This is a genomic window from Comamonas aquatilis, from assembly GCF_965139575.1.
Taxonomy (GTDB): domain Bacteria; phylum Pseudomonadota; class Gammaproteobacteria; order Burkholderiales; family Burkholderiaceae_C; genus Comamonas; species Comamonas aquatilis.
Genome location: NZ_CBCSIW010000020.1, coordinates 1 through 18,050, shown reverse-complemented (window position 1 = coordinate 18,050; position 18,050 = coordinate 1). Strand labels below are relative to the sequence as shown.

Here is an 18,050-nt window from a genome sequence, read left to right as displayed (position 1 = left end):
CTGGTTAGCGGAGCTGGGATGCTCGCGTACCGATGTCGAAGAAGTCGACGATTTCACCGGCCTCAGCGTTGAACATGTAGCCGCGTGACTCTGAGGTGACGTTGTAGCCCTTCTCTTTCGCGAAAGCAGCAAGATGCGGAGGTAGCGAGCTTGACATGCGAAAGAGCATCTTTGCGTAGTTGTCGGGTAGGCCCGACTCTGAACCGGGGAACTTAATAGTATCGGCACCCAGTGCACTGACGTGGATGTTCATTACGACAACAGGACCATCATTGGTGCTTAGTTGTCCGAGGTTTGCTGCAATCTCTTCGGGATCTCCATCGCCAGATTCACCATCGGTGACGTGCAAGATCGTGGGGGGATAGCTCTCGGGATGGGCATCGCACCAAGCTGCAATTTCCTCGGCTGCTTTTGCTAGCGCTGAGCGCATCGGTGTCCCTCCATCGGCGCGTGGTTCAAACCAGACGGGAAACTTCACAGAAGTCTCCACGATGCCACCTGCGCCATCATCCATCTTCTTCTTGCGGTCTTCTACACGAGTTGGATTCTGCTCAATCGCCGACACAGGATTGAGTACGCGCGAGCCGAGAGAGCCAGAGAAGCCGTTATCGACTCCTTGCCCGCCATAACCAATCACACCCACCTCAAAATAGTCGCGCACGCCTTCTGATTTCGTGCAACGACCAATTAGGTTCATGAGTGTCCGGTTCAGTGCATCGGAGACGAATTCCGCCTTACTTTTTCCAATGGACATGCGATCCGACATCGAGCCCGATTGATCAACGACAAAGAGAAATGCGGTGGGATTGTTCCGGCTGATCTGGGCCTCGTGCGACATAAGTCTCTGCTCCTGGATTGGAAAGTTAACTATTGGCTAATTTGTACCAAATTGTGTCATGATATAGGAAGCTTTAGATAGTGACACTGTTGGGGGATGTTGCAATAGATTTGCTTGATCCGTTAGAGCATTTCTTTGCGTGCAGTGACTTAGATGCTGTCTAACCAGAACTGTTCAAATGCCAAGGTCGGCCTTGATTTGCTCCCACTCTGCGGACAGTTGGTCGTTCATTTTTTGAAACAGTGACGATGACAGGGTGATGGCTGCGGTAGCTTTCGCAGTCTCGTACGAGCCCAGAGACTCTAATGTCATTGCTTTGAAGCTTTGACTTGCTGGTTTGGACCGGAACATTCGGTGAACCTCGTCATAAGTTCTTTCGAATCGGATGCGTAGCCATTCCAGTCTTAGCCACTTCGACACGATTTGTTCACTAAATACAGCTTGAGATGCAGCTATCAACAAGCCCAAGTCTGCATTTCTGTTGAACACGCAAGCGAGCCAGATGCACCCATAAACGATCACTCTTATGCGTTCAGTGCGAACCATGCGTAAAGCAATTGCCTTACTGAAATGGCTGTTCTCGAGTATCTGAGCTGCCATGCGTCGAATCGGTTCAGTAAAGTCATTGTTGTAGTAGCCATCAGTTTTTTGGTGACTCAAGCTAACGCCACAAGCGCTGGCGAAGAAGTCCTGTCGACGCTTGTCTTCGGCGCGCGGTGTCCAGTACAACCGGCTAACAAGGCCAATGATGAACAGCGCAACGACAGATAGTGCGAAACAAGTTAAGACAATGTCATAAGCAAGAGAGTGTGTTGACTTGTCGACGAATAGCGAAACGATCGACAAGGTGGCCGAAACATAAAACAGTACATCCGACACTTTGTCGGCACGTTCAACGGCGTTGTAATAGTTCGTGCGTATTGGATCTGATTTGGACATGCGGCTTAGCGTCAACGGTAGTAGGTTGGAAAAGCATCGTTGTAGAGAAGGCGCCACCAAGAGAACGCATCCGATGTGCTGCCCTCCCTGGATGCTGTGCGAGCCTTCTGGGCTCGTATGACTGCTGTGCTGAGTTTTGATAGCGCGTCGTTTTGCTGAGCTTCGGTCTTGCAGGCTCGGACGTAACCGGAGAAACCGGTGGGATCTTGAAGTTGTGCCAGTTGGTGGCTCCACAGACTCTTGAGAACCGCAGAGACGTCAATGTCATAGAGAATCGACGATTCGTCCTCAGCGTATTTCGCCACACGCATCTCTATGTAGAAGGAGGAGATTGGAACTTGGCGATGAAACTTCCAAGCCTTTATAAAGCGGATTAGTGGTTTGACGCGGCCACCCAATCGTTGATCAATACGAGTAACGTAGGTGTTGTGTGCGTCGGGGCTGACTCTCATCCAGCCGCCGTTGCCGTCGGCAATCTCGTAAACCTTGTGCCCGTTAGCTTCTCCGACATAGTGACCTGGAACGATTTCAGTTGATTCAGATTTATAGGTTCCGAATGGAACTGCGATCGCAGGTGAGTTCACATGGACGCCAGTTCGCGGGAACCGCAGTTCAAGTGCGTCTCTGATCTTGGTGAGAGAAGCGACAGATGACTGCTTAAATTGGTTTGTTGGAATTGAAGCAAGATAGTCAATGTCGCTATATCCGGATACGCTGGTTCCATTGCCAAACGAGCCAATGCGCACGAACCGTTTGAGCCCGAAGTTGTTAACAAGGCAGGCTTCGATAGAGGCTCGATGGCTTTTAGCGGCTTCTGTCTCAGGCGCTTTGGCTTTCAATCGACTCAGGAAATCGTTAAATCCTTCTTCGATGGTGCGTGGCAAGTGACTCTCCTATTGTCCAGCGTGGGCGGGGACTGGTGGCATCAGCCGGTTGTGCTTACGCTGAGGGGGAGGGTGTTCGCCGCCACCTGCCCAGGTGCGGGTTTTTAACCAGTCTTCGAAGTACCAGAGCCATTCTTCGGTCCATGGTATGAATGTTTCTGTCAGTCTCAACTGTGGAACCCACTCGCGACGCTTTGGCCACCATAAGCACAGCAGGACGCCAGGACCGTCATGTCGATAGATATGCGGAATGGGATCGTTGCCAGCGAGGCTATAAAGATCAGGTTCCATCACCAGCATTTCTGGTGCACGCGAGTCTGGCTTCAGCCGTAAAAGGCAATCGTAGTTCCGCCCAAATTGGCCTGGGGTCACAGAGAAACGAAAGAGAAGCTCCCTGCCGCTCACCAGGTGCACAGTGGACCCAGGTAGCCCAAGTCGGCGAAGCTCTAAGGCTCGTTGGGATAGCGTGGGTACGGCGACTGGGATGTTTTTACGCATTAGTCGCCGAAGAATGTATGGGAGCGGGCCGTCGTTGCGACGGATACTCCTGCCGAAGCCAGTGCTACCTTTCCGATGCTGATATTGCTTTGGCGCTGTTTAGCTTCGTCGTCGCGAACTGCTAGTGCGGCTCGTTTGCCAAATGCTGCCTCCAGTTTTTCCAGCAATACGTCCATACCGAGGTGCTTTTCAATCGCATCGACAATCTCCTTAAGCTGACTTTTGATGCGCTGGTGCCATGCGTTGAATGCGGCCTGCCGTGCTGGGGTGTTCATACCAGACGCAAGGTTTTCACCTGGTGCGGAAGGGTTGGCAAGGGTCCAATATTCGTGGCCATTGGGTTGCAGAGTTCGCTCGAAGTAGTCTGGCAGGGTTTCTACGATTTCGAGGAGAAGCTCTAAAGGGCTGTCGTGTGGTTTCGGGGCTAGAACGGCATAGGCTGCTGCGGCCAAGGTCGTGATGAAGATGGACGATGGCGCCAAATCACTCATTCCATTGGAAGCTTGGCCGAATGACACATTGCGATGTAGCTTGAGTAACTGCACAAGACGACTGAGCAGGCGATCGAACACCTCTTGGGAGTCGGGAAGCGGCACAACATCCGCGCGGCTATTGATGGCAGTATCTTCGGCAAACTTGACCGTTGATGTGAAAACGGGCGAGATTGCTGCAACTTTGTCGAATCCTCTGGCATAGCCGCGAGGATTGGTCAGGTCATAGCGGTGTTTCTCACGATCAGGAATCCGGCCAAGAGTGTCGCCATAAAGACTGAATTGCGAAGGCGCATCAATTAGGGGCGCAATGTCGGCAAACATACCGCCTGCATATTCAAGAGTTACACATCGTTCCCAACGCTGGATACGTAGACCGTGGGCCTTAGCGTATCGATCTAAAGTTGCGTGAAGGTCATTCAGTAGACGTGTGGGCCCTTCAGGGTCGCCATATCTTTGCATAGCGCCTTGATGGAAGCGGGCAATCAGATCAATGTCAAACCCTTCACGGGACTCGTCCAAGGGGCGGACAAGCGTGCCGATCTGCCGTGAGCCATGGGCGTGGATCTCATGAAGCAGCCCCTTGAATTCCAGGCACTCCGCGAGAAATTCTCCAGTACTGCGATATGACGACTCAAGCGCTTCCAACTGTGTGTTAGTCGGCTCATGTAAGCGTCCAATTGCATCGACTAGGTAGAAGAATCGAGCCGATGAGCGGTTGGCGATGGTCTGACCTGGGAGGGAGGGGGAAGGGTTCTGGTAACTGAGGGCCGCCATTTGAAATTTCCTTCTAATAGCGGCACCTATAAAAAACAGCACTCAGCCGCCCCAAATGCTAGGAGACACTATATCTGGGTATTCTTGGGGCATCAAACACTACCTGTAGCGCCGTATATAAACACAGTATGTTTATATGTACAGTAAAATATAGAGTTTTACGGAATTTATGACTGCCCAGATTGGGTTGGGTTGTCTCTCTCATGAGTCCTGCTTGAGCTTCTCAGTTCTTGTGGTCGCGGCTAGGGGGCCTATCCCAATGCAGCCAGCTTGAACGAACAAGGTGCCGCCATGGTCCCGGCGGCTTTTTCCTCTCCGACTTAGAGCTAGTTAGCCAAGATTTGGCTTGGCTCGCAAAGCCCTGCGGAATGTTGAGCGAGGCGAAGCTAATGCTCGGCATGGTGAGCTGATCAACATTCGCGTCCGGTGTCGCAAGTGCGTATTCCAGATGAATTGACTACCTGTGCCAGTTGCGGCTGACCAGGCTGCGGTTCGTCGCCAGCTCAGTTCGGCCAGAAGCAGTTGGCCAGTTCCGCTTCTTGGATGGCCGTTTCAGGTTGCTGTTGACCTTGGGTTATTTAACTGCTCGCTTCATACCGGCCAAGAGCCCCCGCATCAAGTGAATATCTGCTTCTGGTAGCTTCCTACTTGCAGTTTCGACAAAAGCTCGTGTGTTCAAGGATGCTTGGAGGTTTTTCGCAAACGTTTTTGCGGAATTAGACTCCAGTTACAGCGTCTTGATGAGCGGCTTCAGCCCATTCAAGCAGCTTGATCACTCGACTCCAATACTCGGCACCGAGGTCGCCATCAGCTTGGGCGAGCCTTTGAAGTTCCCGGTATGCGAGTGCTAAGTCGGGTATCTCTGTTAGCCGTGGCGGTAGAGCTGTCTCTACTTTTTGAGGATATAAGCGCTCAAGCTTTGTCAGCTCGTCATATAAGCGTCCCATCTCGATCTCTCCTATCCACCCACGCTCGCGCGTTTCTTTGGTGGCTGAACGTTGTAACCACACACACTGCTCGCAGACATACGCTGTTGAGCACGACGAATCGCAGCCATTTCTTCTGGTTTCAATGGCTTCCCAGCAATAGCAGATGCCATGGCTTTCCCTCCCGCTATTTCAATCTCACGTGAACCAGCTGCGTGATTTGCATAGCACTCTGTTTGCTCCTTCCTCTTCTCTTCGTACTTGGACAGCGCCGCTTCGTCCTCTGCATTAAGGTAGCTTTGCATCACTGTCTGGGCTTGATACTCTGGAATCGAGTTCACAGCTCGGACGACAGCATCGGAGTTGTAATTTGCGTATCCCAGCCAGTCCTTCTGTGCCAATGCGCTCGAGCACACGGAATACCCGGCACTAGGCTTCGAACAGTCTTGGAATCGAGGAGTGGTTGTTTCCCAGCGCTTCAGGTCGTCAGAGACAAGAAGCACTTCTTGCCCCGTACTGACAGCCGGAAACTTCGCACTGGCGCTGATCAATTCCCAAGTACCGCTTGAGGGGGCCTTGCCAATAAGAGCAAAAGCTCTTCCTTCACGTGAAGCACTGAGCAACGAATCCTGCGTGTGCAGCTTGACTTGCCTTGGCAGCTGTTCCTGTATTCCGGGCTGAACTTTCGGTTGGGTTGCTCCACATCCGGCCACAACCAATCCAGCAGCGACCACAGCGGTCGTGTGCCAAAACCTAACACTGCTCATTTTCATCATCCATTTCAATTCAGCTATCCCGCAGGGGCGCAGGAGAGGGTTCGTCGACATTGCATTGCTTGTCTTAGCAGGGACTTCTTCCGATTCGTAAGCCAGACCACTTATCGCAGCACTTGGCTTGTTGCACGTCAATATTTAGCTGTCTATAGACACGTGTCTAAAGTATACATAAATGACAAATTCGCCGGATGCGGCAGAGCACCAATTACGAACTTATGACCGCGCTGGCGCTTGAGATGAAGGTGCGGCGCAAAGAGTTGGGGCTTTCTCAAGAGGACTTGGCTGGCCGCTGCGACCTTGATCGTCCATATATCAGCCTTATTGAAGTAGCTCGCAAGCAGCCGACTCTGAGTGTTCTTTATCGCTTGTCGGAAGCTCTAGAGTTACCGCTCGGGAGCTTCATGGAACGGGTCCAAGAGCGCTACCTTCAAGGTGTAGCTAGAAATTTCTAGGCTGACTTGTTCCTGCTTAGGGAGATCTAGTTAAGACGGATAGATTCGGGTGAGTGCAGCTTGCCTGCACAGGAGTCATCCGCTCTGCCTTGAAGCCCTATGCTGGGCTATGCCAGCAGAAATCAAGGCCTAGAGCTCCATACCTGAGTTTCTCAACCCTGTCTGAATGTTGGTGGGCATAGCCTAGCCTCCTAGGAAGACTAGGCTAGACCTTCAAGAGTGGCTGAACGTATGGAGCCGCACTACCCGCAAGCCTTTCACGTCACGGTGCTTGCTTCGCCGCCGTTGCAGGTATCTCAACGCTTTCCCCCAGCACCTGCTTATCCCCGTAGTCCTGGCGCATAGGCGTCGACTGCGGCGGTACTTGGCAGTTCGCTGGCCACAATTGTGACCAGTTTGCCCAAAGCCCGGATTGTCGTTCGGCGCAAGGAGCAAGTTGTCCATCTGCTGCTTCAAGCGAGTCTTGCAATGTCAAGGTCGCTCAGCATTCCGGCGGCAAGATGCGCGGCGGGGCTGTTTTCAGCTCGTACAAATTAATATAGGAAAAAACGTTCAAAAGTCGCAGTACCTATCACTGCGAAGACTGATTAAAGCTTCACTTACTTGGTGGGCGATGTAATCGCAAAGTTTACGTAACAACGGAGTCAGTTGACGTCGGCTCGGAACAATCATGAACAGAGGTGTTGTCTCAGTTGTCCAATCTGGGCATAGAACTAGAAGTCGCCTCTCATTTAAGTCGTTGAGAACATCCAGCTGTGATTTGTAGGCGATACCTTTACCAAGAAGTGCCCAACGACGTACTGCGTCGCCATCGTTAGAAACATTGGCGCTTTTTACTTTAACGGAGATCTCAGAAGTGCCGTTATGTGAAAAGCGCCATCGATCATGAATCTCTTCGTCAAGCATAAAGCACAAGCAATCACGCTGGGGTAATTCATACGGTGTTGATGGTGCTCCATGCTGGGCGATATATGAGGGAGAAGCGCATAACACCCTGCGATTGGAGGTTGCTAAAGGTAATGCAACCAAGCTGGAATCCGGTGGCTTGCCGTATCTGAAGGCGACGTCTACAGGATCGCTATAGATGTTGGCCATGCGGTCTGATAGGTGCAATCTGATTTCTACTTTGGGATGAAGCTTCTGAAACTCGGTGAGCCAAGTGAACAGCAGATTGCGCCCCAGGTCCGATGGCGCAGACATCTTGAGCACACCTTGCAAGGCCTTCTCACCAGCGGCCAGTTCTTGACTCGCCTGTTGCAGCGAGGCCACCGCTGGTCGGCAATGTTCCAGGAAAAGCTCTCCTTGAGAGGTTAGGCGAAGGTTACGGGTGGACCGCAAAAACAGCTGCACGCCCAACTCTTCCTCTAGCCTTTTAAGTGCGGCGCTGGTCGCCGCTGGCGTCAGATCCAGCGAACGCGCTGTCGCTGAGAGGCTGCCAGTGTCTGCCGTGCGCACAAAGATATCCAAATCTCTTAATGCCTTCATGAGTCAAAGGAGAAAGTTTGAATTTGAAGCGCCCTTATTTTCAAATAATTTTTGAATGTTGCTTCATGTTTTTGCTTCTTTATCAAAAAGAAAGGTGGGTTCATGATTGATCCATCTTGAGAACGATTGCAGTCGTGAACACCCCCGACTTGCATCAGCCAGTTTCGTGACTGAGGTTGACTCAAGTATGTCGACTACCTCACCTACTCTGCTAAACGGTACCCTCCGACACAATTTCAAAAGGAACGACAATGAAAGCCATTGGATACAGGATCCCCCAGGCCATTAACCATGGCGATTCGCTACTTGACATCGACTTGCCAGACCCAGTCGCTACTGGGCGTGATCTGCTAATCGAGGTGAAGGCTGTCTCGGTGAACCCCGTGGACACCAAGGTGCGTCGTAGCGCCACACCAGCAGAGGGGCAGGATTACAAAGTTCTGGGTTGGGATGCCAGTGGCATCGTCAAAGCAGTGGGGCCCGAGGTCACACTGTTCAGGCCAGGTGATCGGGTTTGGTATGCCGGCTCAATCGCACGGCCCGGCACGAATGCGCAGTTGCACCTAGTGGACGAGCGCATCGTAGGTAACGCCCCAAGGTCACTGGACTTTGCGCAAGCTGCTGCCTTACCGCTCACTGCAATCACTGCCTGGGAAATGCTGTTTGATCGTCTGGGTATTGCTCCTGGTAAGCAGCCCAGCAACAAGACACTTTTGATAATTGGTGCTTCTGGTGGCGTCGGCTCTATCCTGACGCAACTGGCTGCACGCTTGACCAGTCTTACCGTGATCGGGACAGCCTCTCGTCCAGAAACCCAGGCCTGGGTTAAGGAGTTGGGGGCGCATCATGTCATTGACCACAGCCAGCCTGTTACTGCTGAGCTCAAACGACTTGGGTTTTCCACGGTCGATTACATCATTAGCCTGACCAACACCGATGACCACATTGCGCATATCGTCGAAGCTATCGCACCTCAAGGCAAGTTCGGACTAATTGATGATCCTACTTCTCTGGATGCGACATTGTTCAAGCGCAAGGCTGTTTCGATTCACTGGGAATTGATGTTCACTCGCTCCCTGTTTGGAACAGACGACATGATCGGCCAGCACAGACTATTGAACGAAGTAGCCGACCTGGTAGATGCTGGGCTGCTTCGAACCACGTTGGCAGAGCATTTCGGCGAAATTAATGCCAGCAATCTGAAACGCGCTCATGCGCTGATCGAATCGGGTAAGGCCCGCGGTAAGGTTGTGTTGGAAGGGTGGGCTTGAGTCATGCAATCCGCCGTCATATTCAACTTGGCTGTACTTGAAGCAAAGACTGGGCAGCACGATCATTTACGCGATGCTCTGCTCGCTCTGGTGCCTGCTACACGGCAAGAACCTGGATGTTTGGATTACACGCTTTTTGAACTCTGCGAAGCCCCCGGCACGTTTTGTATGCGCGAATCTTTCAGAGACCAAGAGGCGCTGGAGAAGCATTTCTCCATGCCCTACTTCAAGGACTTTGAAAAGCGATTTGAAGAACTACTGGCACGGCCTCTACAACTAATTGGCTTACGTGAAGTTGCTTAGACTGGCTAACACCACCTATCCACGAAGCGTGCGCAGATGATCGCTGCCGCCAACTTCAACAGCGCTTCGTGGATATCCCGCTGTCGTTCAAAGCGGATTCGCAGCTTGCCAAAGCTAGCAAACCAGCTGTGCGTCCTCTCCACCACCCAACGGTGCTTGCCCAGCCGCTGGCTGCTCTCAACGAATCGTCTGGCAATCCGGCCGATGATGCCCCGCTGCCTCAGGTGGGTTCGGCATCGCTTGAAGTCGTAGCCTTTGTCGGCGTGCAGCTTGGCTGGTCTTTTACGGGGACGCCCTGACAAGCCTGCAACCGCAGGAATCGTGTCTACGCACCTCTCGAACATCTTGGACTCGTGCCGGTTCGGGCCGCTGACCAAGATCACCAGCGGGATGCCCCTGGCATCTACGACGATGTGTCGTTTGGAGCCGAGCTTGCCTCTGTCAGTGGGGTTGGGGCCCTTTTCCTGGCCCCCCGGGGGCTTGGTACCGAGGAGCCATCAATGAAGGCCCGGCTCCAATCGATCTGGTCGTGTTCACGCAAGCGGATCAGCATGGCCTGGTGCAACTGCTCCCAGACACCAGCGACATTCCAGTCGCGCAGGCGCCGCCAGCAAGTCATGCCGCTGCCATATCCAAGGGACTGGGGAAGGTCTTCCCATGGGATGCCTGTTTGCGGCACGAACAGGATGCCGTTGAGGGCGGCTTCGTCGCTGACCACGAGCTTGCACGCACCGCCTTTGGCAGAAGGCACGAAGGCGGTGCGCGCAAGCTAACCGTGAGCGATGAGGAAGCACTCAATGGCAGTGGAACTGGTGCACATTGTTAGAGGCGAGGCCATAGCTAGGTATCCCTGTTTAGCTGGTGACTTGTGCTGTGTTTGTTGGCCTGTCTACTGATTGCGAATGGTCGTGTGCGGCACCTGCGGAGTCGAAAAGGACCTTAATTAGTGGTCGCTCACGGCGCACGGACAGACAGCAAAGAGAGTAGTTAATGGACAGTTGCTCGTCGTCGATCAAAACTGCAACAAGGCCGGGTAGTGGAATAAATTCTGCCTGCGTCACGAAGCTAATGCCCATACCGTTTGATACTGCGTGAAGGATGGCTTCCCGGCTATTGATTTCCATGGCACAAGATAGAACCACATTTTTCTGACTGCATGCTCGCTCAACTCTATGACGCGTTTTGGATCCAGGCTCACGCAAGATGACCATTTCGTCTGCTATGTCCGAGGTAGTGATCAGGGTGCGCGTTGTCCACGCATGTCCTTCCGGAACGACTGCAACGATTCGTTCTCTTCGGTAGTGAGCAATATGCAAGCCTTCGGTTGGAGGTGGTTCAACCAGAATTGCAACATCGATATCGAAGTCCTGCAAGCTACGCAGTGTTGAGCTCTCCGATCCAATGGAAATCGTTAGATCAAGCGACGGATTGGTTTTCCGAAAATTGCGAACTAATTCCAAGGCAAGAGGTGGTGAAACGCTCCCCAAGCGTATCAGTCCTGACTTCAGTTTATGGGCCCTCTGCAAGAACTGCATTGCTTCCTGCTCCTGCCCAAATAGTCCCTGTGTGATGGCATAAAGCTGCTCGCCTGCGTCGGTGAGTAGCACACCACGCCCCTTACGCATAAATAGTTCAACGTTAAAGCGTGTCTCAAGGGCCTTCACTTGGTCGGTCACCGTCGGCTGGCCAATATGCAAATACTGCGCGGCAGCTGTAAAGCCGCCGGTTCTTGCAACCGCGTGAAAGCAGCGAATGCTCTTGTAGTACTGGTGGAACATGGGTGTATGAACGTATTAGATGTTGTGTGATGTGCAAGGCATCTGATACGCGTTCGACGCAAGCCTGGGAACCCGTGTTTGCACCGAGGAGGGGGCGAAATTTACCGGATGGTTGATCCATCGGTTTTGGCTCATACACCCGCTGGAAATGCGATTGGACGCTGACTAGGGCCCCGAGGAAACTGAGCTCCAGGTTGAACGCTCAACTGCGGAATACCTAGAACACTAACGACAGGAGACAAGCCCTATGCCTCACGCATATCACAATCCCGTTTCAATTCATTGCGGCCGAGGTAGCCTTGAGCGCCTGCCAAAAATCCTTGCCGGCCGTCGCGTCGTCGTGGTGACTTTTCCAGAAGCTCGCAGCCTGGGTTTAGTCACACGGCTGAAAGGACTACTGAAAGACACATTAGTCGCGGTCATTGAGGACGTGCGCCCGAACCCCGATGTCGAGCAGTTGGCAGGGCTTTACAACCGCTTTTGGCAAAACGGCAATGCATGTGATGCCATCGTTGCCGTAGGTGGTGGTAGCGCTATTGATACAGCAAAGGCGCTGATGGTTGGAACCAGCAGTGGCAAGTTCGACGAGCTCATCAGCTTGTTGGCCACAGGACAGTCATTCACTCCTTCTTGCGTTAAGCCACTCATAGCGGTCCCCACGACAGCGGGGACCGGAAGCGAGGTCACACCGTGGGCCACTATTTGGGATGCGGCCAGTCAAAAGAAGTATTCCTTGCATCTCAATGAAACCTGGCCGGAGGCCGCGGTGATCGACCCTGAGCTAATGCTCTCCGTTCCGGCTAGTACAACCGTCTCCACCGGACTGGATGCGCTCTCGCATGCATTGGAGTCAATCTGGAACGTTAACTCGAATCCTGTCTCGGACACCTTCGCGATTTCCGCGGTGCAGGACATATTCAGCTGTTTGCCTGCGCTGATGAAGGACTTGGGAAACATCGAGCTGCGCGAACGTATGGCTTTAGCTGCACTCAAGGCTGGTATGGCTTTCTCTAATACGAAAACGGCCTTAGCTCATTCGATCTCTTACGAGATGACGCTTCGTCATGGCCTCGTTCACGGGATTGCCTGTTCATTCACGTTGCCCATAGTTCTCGAAAGAGCATGGGCCAAATCTGCCGATCGAGACTTCGCTTTGCAGCGGGTGTTTGGGCCAGATTTGGCACAAGGGGCAAAGCTCCTGCGCGAATTTTTGAATGGGCTGGGAGTCAAGACAGAGTTTTCCGACTATGGCGTTCCTGATGAGGAGGCCGCAGCAATGATTGCTAGAGCGATGGATGGTGCTCGTGGAAAAAACTTCATCGGCGCAGTAGCTGCGTAGTCGTGTACCGCGCAGGAGCGTCTGAAGCGTGCTTCGAGCTCCTGCATGCATGAATACATACCAGTAAGTAGTTCGACCTGTCGGGCTTCTTGCCCGCAAAAAAGGAGACAACATGCAATCGGTAAATCAGACCCTGGGGGCAGGGTCTTCTTATGCAGCCTCGCTAGATAGTCCGTTTCGTAGAGCTCAGTGGCGGATGCTGCTTGCAGCTATGTTTTGCTACTTTTTCTTTTACACAGGACGCCAGACTTTTGGCTTTGCGATACCTGGTATCCAGAAAGAGTTCGGGCTCTCCAAGGAAGTGCTCGGATGGGCATCTACATCACTACTGTGGTGCTATGCCATCGGTCAAGCAATTAACGGCAACCTGGGGGATAAGTATGGCGGACGCCGGGTAATGACCGCCGGCGCCATCCTTTCCTGTGCTGCAAACTGGGTGGTGAGCTTCGCCGTCGGATTCAAAAGTTTGGCGATTCCATGGGGCATCAATGGCTACTTTCAAGCATTGGGCTGGGCCCCTGGCAGTCGGCTGCTTTCAAATTGGTGGGGAGCCGGCGAGCGCGGTAAGGTGTATGGCTTCTACGTTTTTGCAGCAGGGTGCGCGTCGGTTCTGTCATTCATCACCTCCATCATTGTGGTGAACGTTTTGCATCTCGATTGGCGCTGGATATTCCGGATTCCAGTTCTTCTGATGCTGGTGGGTGGAATTACCTTCTACCTGATCGTGCGGGAACGCCCGGAAGACCTGGGCTTCAAGTCACCCGACACCGGTGTGGCGAATGCTGATGATGCCAAGGACAGCCTTGCCGCAAATGAGCCCGAGGAAAGCTCCTGGTCTCGTTACAAGGCCGTTCTGAGTAACCCGCGCCTGATCATTGCTGCACTCTCCATCGGCTTTCAGAATGCTGCTCGCTACGGATTGATCGTTTGGGTACCGGTGCACTTCTTGGGCAAGGACTGGGCTAAGGCTGCGGACGGCATGTTCAACCCTGCTTGGATTTCTGTGGCGCTGCCTGTAGGGATGGCTTTTGGGGCTCTGACCAATGGCTGGATCTCTGACAAGGTATTTGGATCCAAGCGTTACAAGGCCATCGTTCTCTACATGCTGCTTGGTGCGGTTGCCTCGATCAGCATGTACCAGTTGCCGACCAGCATCTGGGGGCTGCTGCTGCTTTTCCTCGCTGGGTTCTTTGTCTACGGACCGGCTTCCTCGTTCTGGGCACTTTGCCCCGATCTGGTCGGTGCGAAACGCGCAGGTACCGCCACAGGAGTCATGAACTTCTTCTCCTACTTGCTCGCGGGCCTTGGTGAGCCACTGATTGGTCGAATGCTGGATCAATCAGGAAACACCTCGCTCGTATTCCCCATCGTGGCCGCGAGCTGTCTCATCAGCGCTTTTATCGCCGCCTTCATTCGTCGCTGAGTCACAGGGCCAGCAAACCAAGCCGAATTCAATATCAACTCATAGGAGACACAACTCATGAATACAACCACTACTCTCGAAGTAAACGGCAGAACCTATCGCTGGATGAAGGAGCCCGTCGTCATCGTGTGTGTGGATGGCTGCGAACCGGCATATCTTGACGCAGCGGTCGAGGCTGGCGTGGCACCGTACCTGGCGCGCATGCGGGCGCAAGGTGCAGATTTGCTAGCCGATTGCGTGGTGCCCTCTTTCACCAATCCGAACAATCTGTCCATCGTTACCGGTGCGCCGCCTGCTGTACATGGCATTTGCGGCAACTACTTTTTCGACCGTGAGTTGGGCGAGGAAGTAATGATGAACGACCCAAAGTACCTGCGAGCAGGCACAGTGCTGGCAGCTTTCGCCGATGCTGGTGCCCGGGTTGCTGTGGTCACTGCTAAAGACAAGCTGAGAAAGCTTCTCGGTAACAAAATGCGGGGCATCTGCTTCTCTTCAGAAAAGGCAGATCAGGTGACACAGGAGGAGCACGGTATCACCGGCGTCGTTGATTTAGTGGGGATGCCTGTGCCTTCGGTATACAGCGCGGAGCTGTCTGAATTCGTGTTCGCGGCTGGTGTGAAGTTGATGGAGACCCTCCGTCCGGACCTTATGTACCTTTCCACCACGGACTATGTGCAGCACAAGGCTGCTCCAGGCTGTGAGGCGGCCAACTCCTTCTACGCAATGATGGATAAGTACCTGGCTCAGCTCGATGCCCTCGGGACCACCATCGTACTCACAGCCGACCACGGCATGAACGATAAGCACGGCGCTGATGGCAACCCCAAGGTGATCTACCTGCAAGACCAGCTCGACGCATGGTATGGCCCCGAACGTGCGCGCGTCATACTTCCCATTACAGATCCTTATGTGGTTCACCATGGCGCGCTGGGCTCGTACGCAACCATCTATGCACCCGACGAGACAACGGCCGCTGAATGGATTGCCCGCATTCGCGAGCTGCCCGGTGTGGAACTGGCTCTAACCCGTGCTGAAGCCGCAAAGAAGTTCGAACTGCCTGAAGACCGCATCGGCGATATCGTCGTGGTCAGCGAGCAACGTACGGTGCTCGGTACTAGCGCTAGTCGCCACGACCTGTCAGGTCTAGATGCTCCGCTGCGCTCGCATGGCGGCATCTCCGAGCAACGGGTACCGCTCATTTGCAATCGCCCCGTAACCGGCATTGCTGGCAATAGGCGCCTGCGCAACTTCGATGCACTTGACATCGCTCTCAATCACGCTGCCTAACCCTTCCGGAGACACGAATCATGAGCCTGACTCAAGTCAAACCCATCGATATCCGCCGCGAGGCATTGCGCATCGCTGGCGAGCGCGTGCACCGCGACGAGGTGATCGAGGTTACTTACCCCTACACTGGCGAAGTCATCGGTACTGTGCCCAAGGCCACGCTCGACGATATTCGACGAGCTTACCGGATCGCCCGAGACTACAAGCCTACGCTCACGCGCTATGAGCGTTACCAGATCCTGATGCGCGCAGGCGAGATCATCGCCTCCCGCCTGGATGAGATCTCGCGAGTCATTACTCTGGAGTCGGGCCTGTGCCGCAAGGATTCCCTGTACGAGGTGGGGCGAGCATCTGATGTGCTGCTATTCGCCGCCAACCAGGCCCTAGTGGACGATGGTGCCGTCTTTTCGTGCGATCTCACGCACCACGGTAAGAGCCGCAAGGTCTACACAACCAAGGAGCCGCTGCTTGGTGTGATCACCGCAATCACCCCTTTCAACCACCCACTTAATCAAGTGATCCACAAGGTGGCTCCCGCAATCGCAACCAACAATCGCGTTGTGCTCAAACCCAGCGAGAAGACGCCGCTTACTGCGTTCGTTTTGGCCGATATTTTGTATGAAGCTGGCTTACCGCCTCAGATGCTCTCGGTGGTTACTGGTGACCCACGCGAGATTGCCGATGAGATGCTGACTCATCCCGACGTAGACCTGGTCACTTTCACTGGCGGTGTCGCTATCGGCAAGTACATCGCGGCCAAAGCAGTCTACAAACGTCAAATCCTTGAGTTGGGAGGTAACGATCCCATCATCGTCATGGAAGACGCCGACGTGGAGGAAGCAGCTACGCTGGCAGCCAGTGGCTCATACAAGAACTCGGGCCAGCGTTGCACTGCTGTCAAACGCATGCTGGTACACGAAAAGGTGGCCGACCAGTTCGTCGAACTATTGGTTCGAAAGACCAAGGCACTGAATTACGGCGATCCAATGGACCCGCACACAGATATGGGTACGGTGATCGACGAGGAAGCTGCCATTCATTTCGAGAGAGTGGTGAACGAAGCCATTGCAGACGGTGCCAAACTGCTGGCAGGTCATGTCCGCAGCGGCGCCCTCTATGCACCCACCGTGCTGGATCACGTTAAACCTGAAATGACTGTGGCTCTTCAGGAGACCTTTGGACCTGTATCACCCGTAATCCGTTTCAAGGATATTGACGAGGCCATCCGCATATCGAACGGCACGGCCTACGGTCTTTCTTCCTCGGTGTGCACCAACCGGCTTGACTACATCACTCGCTTCGTGCGCGAGCTCAACGTAGGGAGCGTGAACGTACGCGAGGTGCCAGGCTACCGTCTGGAACTCACACCCTTTGGCGGCATCAAGGACTCAGGCCTGGGCTACAAAGAGGGTGTTCTTGAAGCAATGAAGAGCTTCTGCAACACCAAGACATATTCGCTGCCCTGGTAAAGCGAACTTTTCAATCTGCGGATGATCTCCTTCGCATCGATTGAGCTTTTGCAGCGGACGGACCTATTGGCCGCTCCGCTGCATCACGATAACTAGTAGAGACTTTTCGACTGTCACTAGCCAGATAGAAAACAGCTTGTACATCTTTGCATCCGGAAAGCCCATGCCTTTCTTCATGAGCCCATGGCCACAAAAGACAGCGTCAGCAGTTTTAAGGCGTTCGATTTTATTAAGCAACGAGCCTTGACCTAGAAGCTTCGTGTTCTTAGATGAGCGAAGGCGTGCCACCCAGACTGCTAAAGAACCTTTTCTCTAGTGCAAAATCATTTGTCTAAAAGGACGTATTGGGGTATTTTTGCATAACATTTATGCAAGCAATGAGCCCTGAAAACTCCTCGAATTCCCGACCTACCCGCGCTGAAGAGCCCCTTCGACCGAGAGCGGCGCTCCGTGCTATTCAGTCTCAGGCCCGATACTTATTTGCTCCAGAGGAGTTCGGCCGGCTCGTTGGGCGTGACGGGGACAGCATGATGGTGAAGAAGGCGCTCCACCGTCTGACCTTGCAAGGCCTTATCACTCTGGCTTCGCGTCGACCCACAAGTTACTTAATTGTCCCGGCGGAGCAAATGCATTACGGTGCTCCTCCAATTACTTGGTGGATTGACGACTGTCTCAAGCGAATTGAGCCACACTATTACATCGCCTTGTTATCTGCGGCGCGGTACTGGGGATCGGCACATTACGCTATCCAAGAAGCCCAAGTTATGGTCAGCCGACCACGTACGACGGCTACACCGGGCAAGCTGAAAGTTACCTTCTTTACCAAGAGGAAGATCTCCGGTACACCGGTCGTTGTCGTGGGATCCGGTGTTGCTCCTTGGCGGGTCAGTACGCGGGCAGCAACGCTGCTGGATCTCATCCGGCACCAGGATGACGTCGGCGGAATTGAGGCAATCGCCCGTGTTGCGAAGGATTTTTCCTCGCAGCTGGATAGGAGGTGCGGATAAAAACTTGGACTGGTTTTATGCGGCTAGGCCAAGCTTGTGCCGGTATTCCACAGGACTTAAACGTCCCAGAGATACTTTGATACGTTTTTCGTTGTACCAACGAATAT

The 18,050-nt window shown here is 53.5% G+C and carries 16 protein-coding genes and 1 pseudogene; 8 read left to right on the top strand and 9 right to left on the bottom strand.

Annotated features, from left to right (window positions below; translation table 11 throughout):
* Positions 1 to 4 precede the first annotated feature (4 nt).
* The 5 genes from ACNAZA_RS18295 to ACNAZA_RS18275 form a co-directional block, all read right to left on the bottom strand.
* Positions 5 to 838 (bottom strand): vWA domain-containing protein, encoded by an 834-nt coding sequence (locus tag ACNAZA_RS18295; protein WP_415797957.1) that lies wholly within the window; start codon positions 836 to 838, stop codon positions 5 to 7.
* Between the two features lie 174 nt (positions 839 to 1,012).
* Positions 1,013 to 1,777, bottom strand: a complete 765-nt coding sequence (locus ACNAZA_RS18290; RefSeq protein ID WP_415797956.1) for a hypothetical protein — start codon at positions 1,775 to 1,777, stop codon at positions 1,013 to 1,015.
* An 11-nt stretch (positions 1,778 to 1,788) separates the two neighbouring features.
* The gene (locus tag ACNAZA_RS18285) at positions 1,789 to 2,661 is read right to left on the bottom strand and encodes an SMODS domain-containing nucleotidyltransferase (protein ID WP_415797955.1); all 873 of its coding nucleotides are present in this window, start codon (positions 2,659 to 2,661) and stop codon (positions 1,789 to 1,791) included.
* A gap of 497 nt (positions 2,662 to 3,158) precedes the next feature.
* Entirely contained in the window at positions 3,159 to 4,427 is a 1,269-nt protein-coding gene (locus ACNAZA_RS18280; RefSeq protein ID WP_415797954.1) for a nucleotidyltransferase domain-containing protein, read from the bottom strand.
* Between the two features lie 958 nt (positions 4,428 to 5,385).
* The gene (locus ACNAZA_RS18275; RefSeq protein WP_415797953.1) at positions 5,386 to 6,180 is read right to left on the bottom strand and encodes a hypothetical protein; all 795 of its coding nucleotides are present in this window, start codon (positions 6,178 to 6,180) and stop codon (positions 5,386 to 5,388) included.
* 137 nt (positions 6,181 to 6,317) lie between these two features.
* On the opposite strand from ACNAZA_RS18275, the gene ACNAZA_RS18270 reads away from it, so the two are divergent.
* Positions 6,318 to 6,581: a helix-turn-helix domain-containing protein gene (locus tag ACNAZA_RS18270; protein ID WP_415797952.1), complete on the top strand. Its 264-nt coding sequence runs from the start codon at positions 6,318 to 6,320 to the stop codon at positions 6,579 to 6,581.
* Positions 6,582 to 7,133: 552 nt separating this feature from the next.
* Here the strand turns inward: ACNAZA_RS18270 and ACNAZA_RS18265 are convergent.
* On the bottom strand, positions 7,134 to 8,066 hold the full coding sequence (locus ACNAZA_RS18265) for a LysR family transcriptional regulator (protein ID WP_415797951.1): 933 nt from the start codon (positions 8,064 to 8,066) through the stop codon (positions 7,134 to 7,136).
* 251 nt (positions 8,067 to 8,317) lie between these two features.
* Here ACNAZA_RS18265 and ACNAZA_RS18260 point away from each other — a divergent pair, with 251 nt between their 5' ends.
* Together ACNAZA_RS18260 and ACNAZA_RS18255 are read left to right on the top strand one after the other, a co-directional pair.
* Complete coding sequence (locus ACNAZA_RS18260) at positions 8,318 to 9,337, top strand: zinc-binding alcohol dehydrogenase family protein (protein ID WP_415797949.1); 1,020 nt, start codon at positions 8,318 to 8,320, stop codon at positions 9,335 to 9,337.
* A 3-nt stretch (positions 9,338 to 9,340) separates the two neighbouring features.
* Positions 9,341 to 9,640 carry a putative quinol monooxygenase gene (locus tag ACNAZA_RS18255; RefSeq protein ID WP_415797948.1) on the top strand — a complete coding sequence of 100 codons (300 nt, stop codon included), beginning with the start codon at positions 9,341 to 9,343 and terminating at the stop codon, positions 9,638 to 9,640.
* 5 nt (positions 9,641 to 9,645) lie between these two features.
* On the opposite strand, the pseudogene ACNAZA_RS18250 reads toward ACNAZA_RS18255, so the two are convergent.
* Positions 9,646 to 10,388 (bottom strand): annotated as a pseudogene (locus ACNAZA_RS18250) (IS5 family transposase); the annotation flags it as partial.
* 106 nt (positions 10,389 to 10,494) lie between these two features.
* Positions 10,495 to 11,418 (bottom strand): LysR substrate-binding domain-containing protein, encoded by a 924-nt coding sequence (locus ACNAZA_RS18245; RefSeq protein ID WP_415797947.1) that lies wholly within the window; start codon positions 11,416 to 11,418, stop codon positions 10,495 to 10,497.
* 247 nt (positions 11,419 to 11,665) lie between these two features.
* Between ACNAZA_RS18245 and psrA the strand changes: the two genes are divergently transcribed.
* From psrA to ACNAZA_RS18220, 5 genes are all read left to right on the top strand, one after another.
* Entirely contained in the window at positions 11,666 to 12,757 is a 1,092-nt protein-coding gene (psrA, locus tag ACNAZA_RS18240; protein ID WP_275054579.1) for an iron-containing alcohol dehydrogenase PsrA, read from the top strand.
* A gap of 112 nt (positions 12,758 to 12,869) precedes the next feature.
* The gene (locus ACNAZA_RS18235) at positions 12,870 to 14,180 is read left to right on the top strand and encodes an MFS transporter (protein WP_415797946.1); all 1,311 of its coding nucleotides are present in this window, start codon (positions 12,870 to 12,872) and stop codon (positions 14,178 to 14,180) included.
* Between the two features lie 57 nt (positions 14,181 to 14,237).
* Positions 14,238 to 15,467: a phosphonoacetate hydrolase gene (gene phnA / locus ACNAZA_RS18230; protein WP_415797945.1), complete on the top strand. Its 1,230-nt coding sequence runs from the start codon at positions 14,238 to 14,240 to the stop codon at positions 15,465 to 15,467.
* Between the two features lie 20 nt (positions 15,468 to 15,487).
* On the top strand, positions 15,488 to 16,936 hold the full coding sequence (gene phnY / locus ACNAZA_RS18225) for a phosphonoacetaldehyde dehydrogenase (protein WP_415797944.1): 1,449 nt from the start codon (positions 15,488 to 15,490) through the stop codon (positions 16,934 to 16,936).
* Positions 16,937 to 17,463: 527 nt separating this feature from the next.
* The gene (locus ACNAZA_RS18220) at positions 17,464 to 17,943 is read left to right on the top strand and encodes a type IV toxin-antitoxin system AbiEi family antitoxin domain-containing protein (RefSeq protein WP_415797943.1); all 480 of its coding nucleotides are present in this window, start codon (positions 17,464 to 17,466) and stop codon (positions 17,941 to 17,943) included.
* Positions 17,944 to 17,958: 15 nt separating this feature from the next.
* Here the strand turns inward: ACNAZA_RS18220 and ACNAZA_RS18215 are convergent.
* The coding region (locus ACNAZA_RS18215) for an IS3 family transposase (protein WP_415797097.1) at positions 17,959 to 18,050 on the bottom strand (92 nt) is incomplete at its 5' end.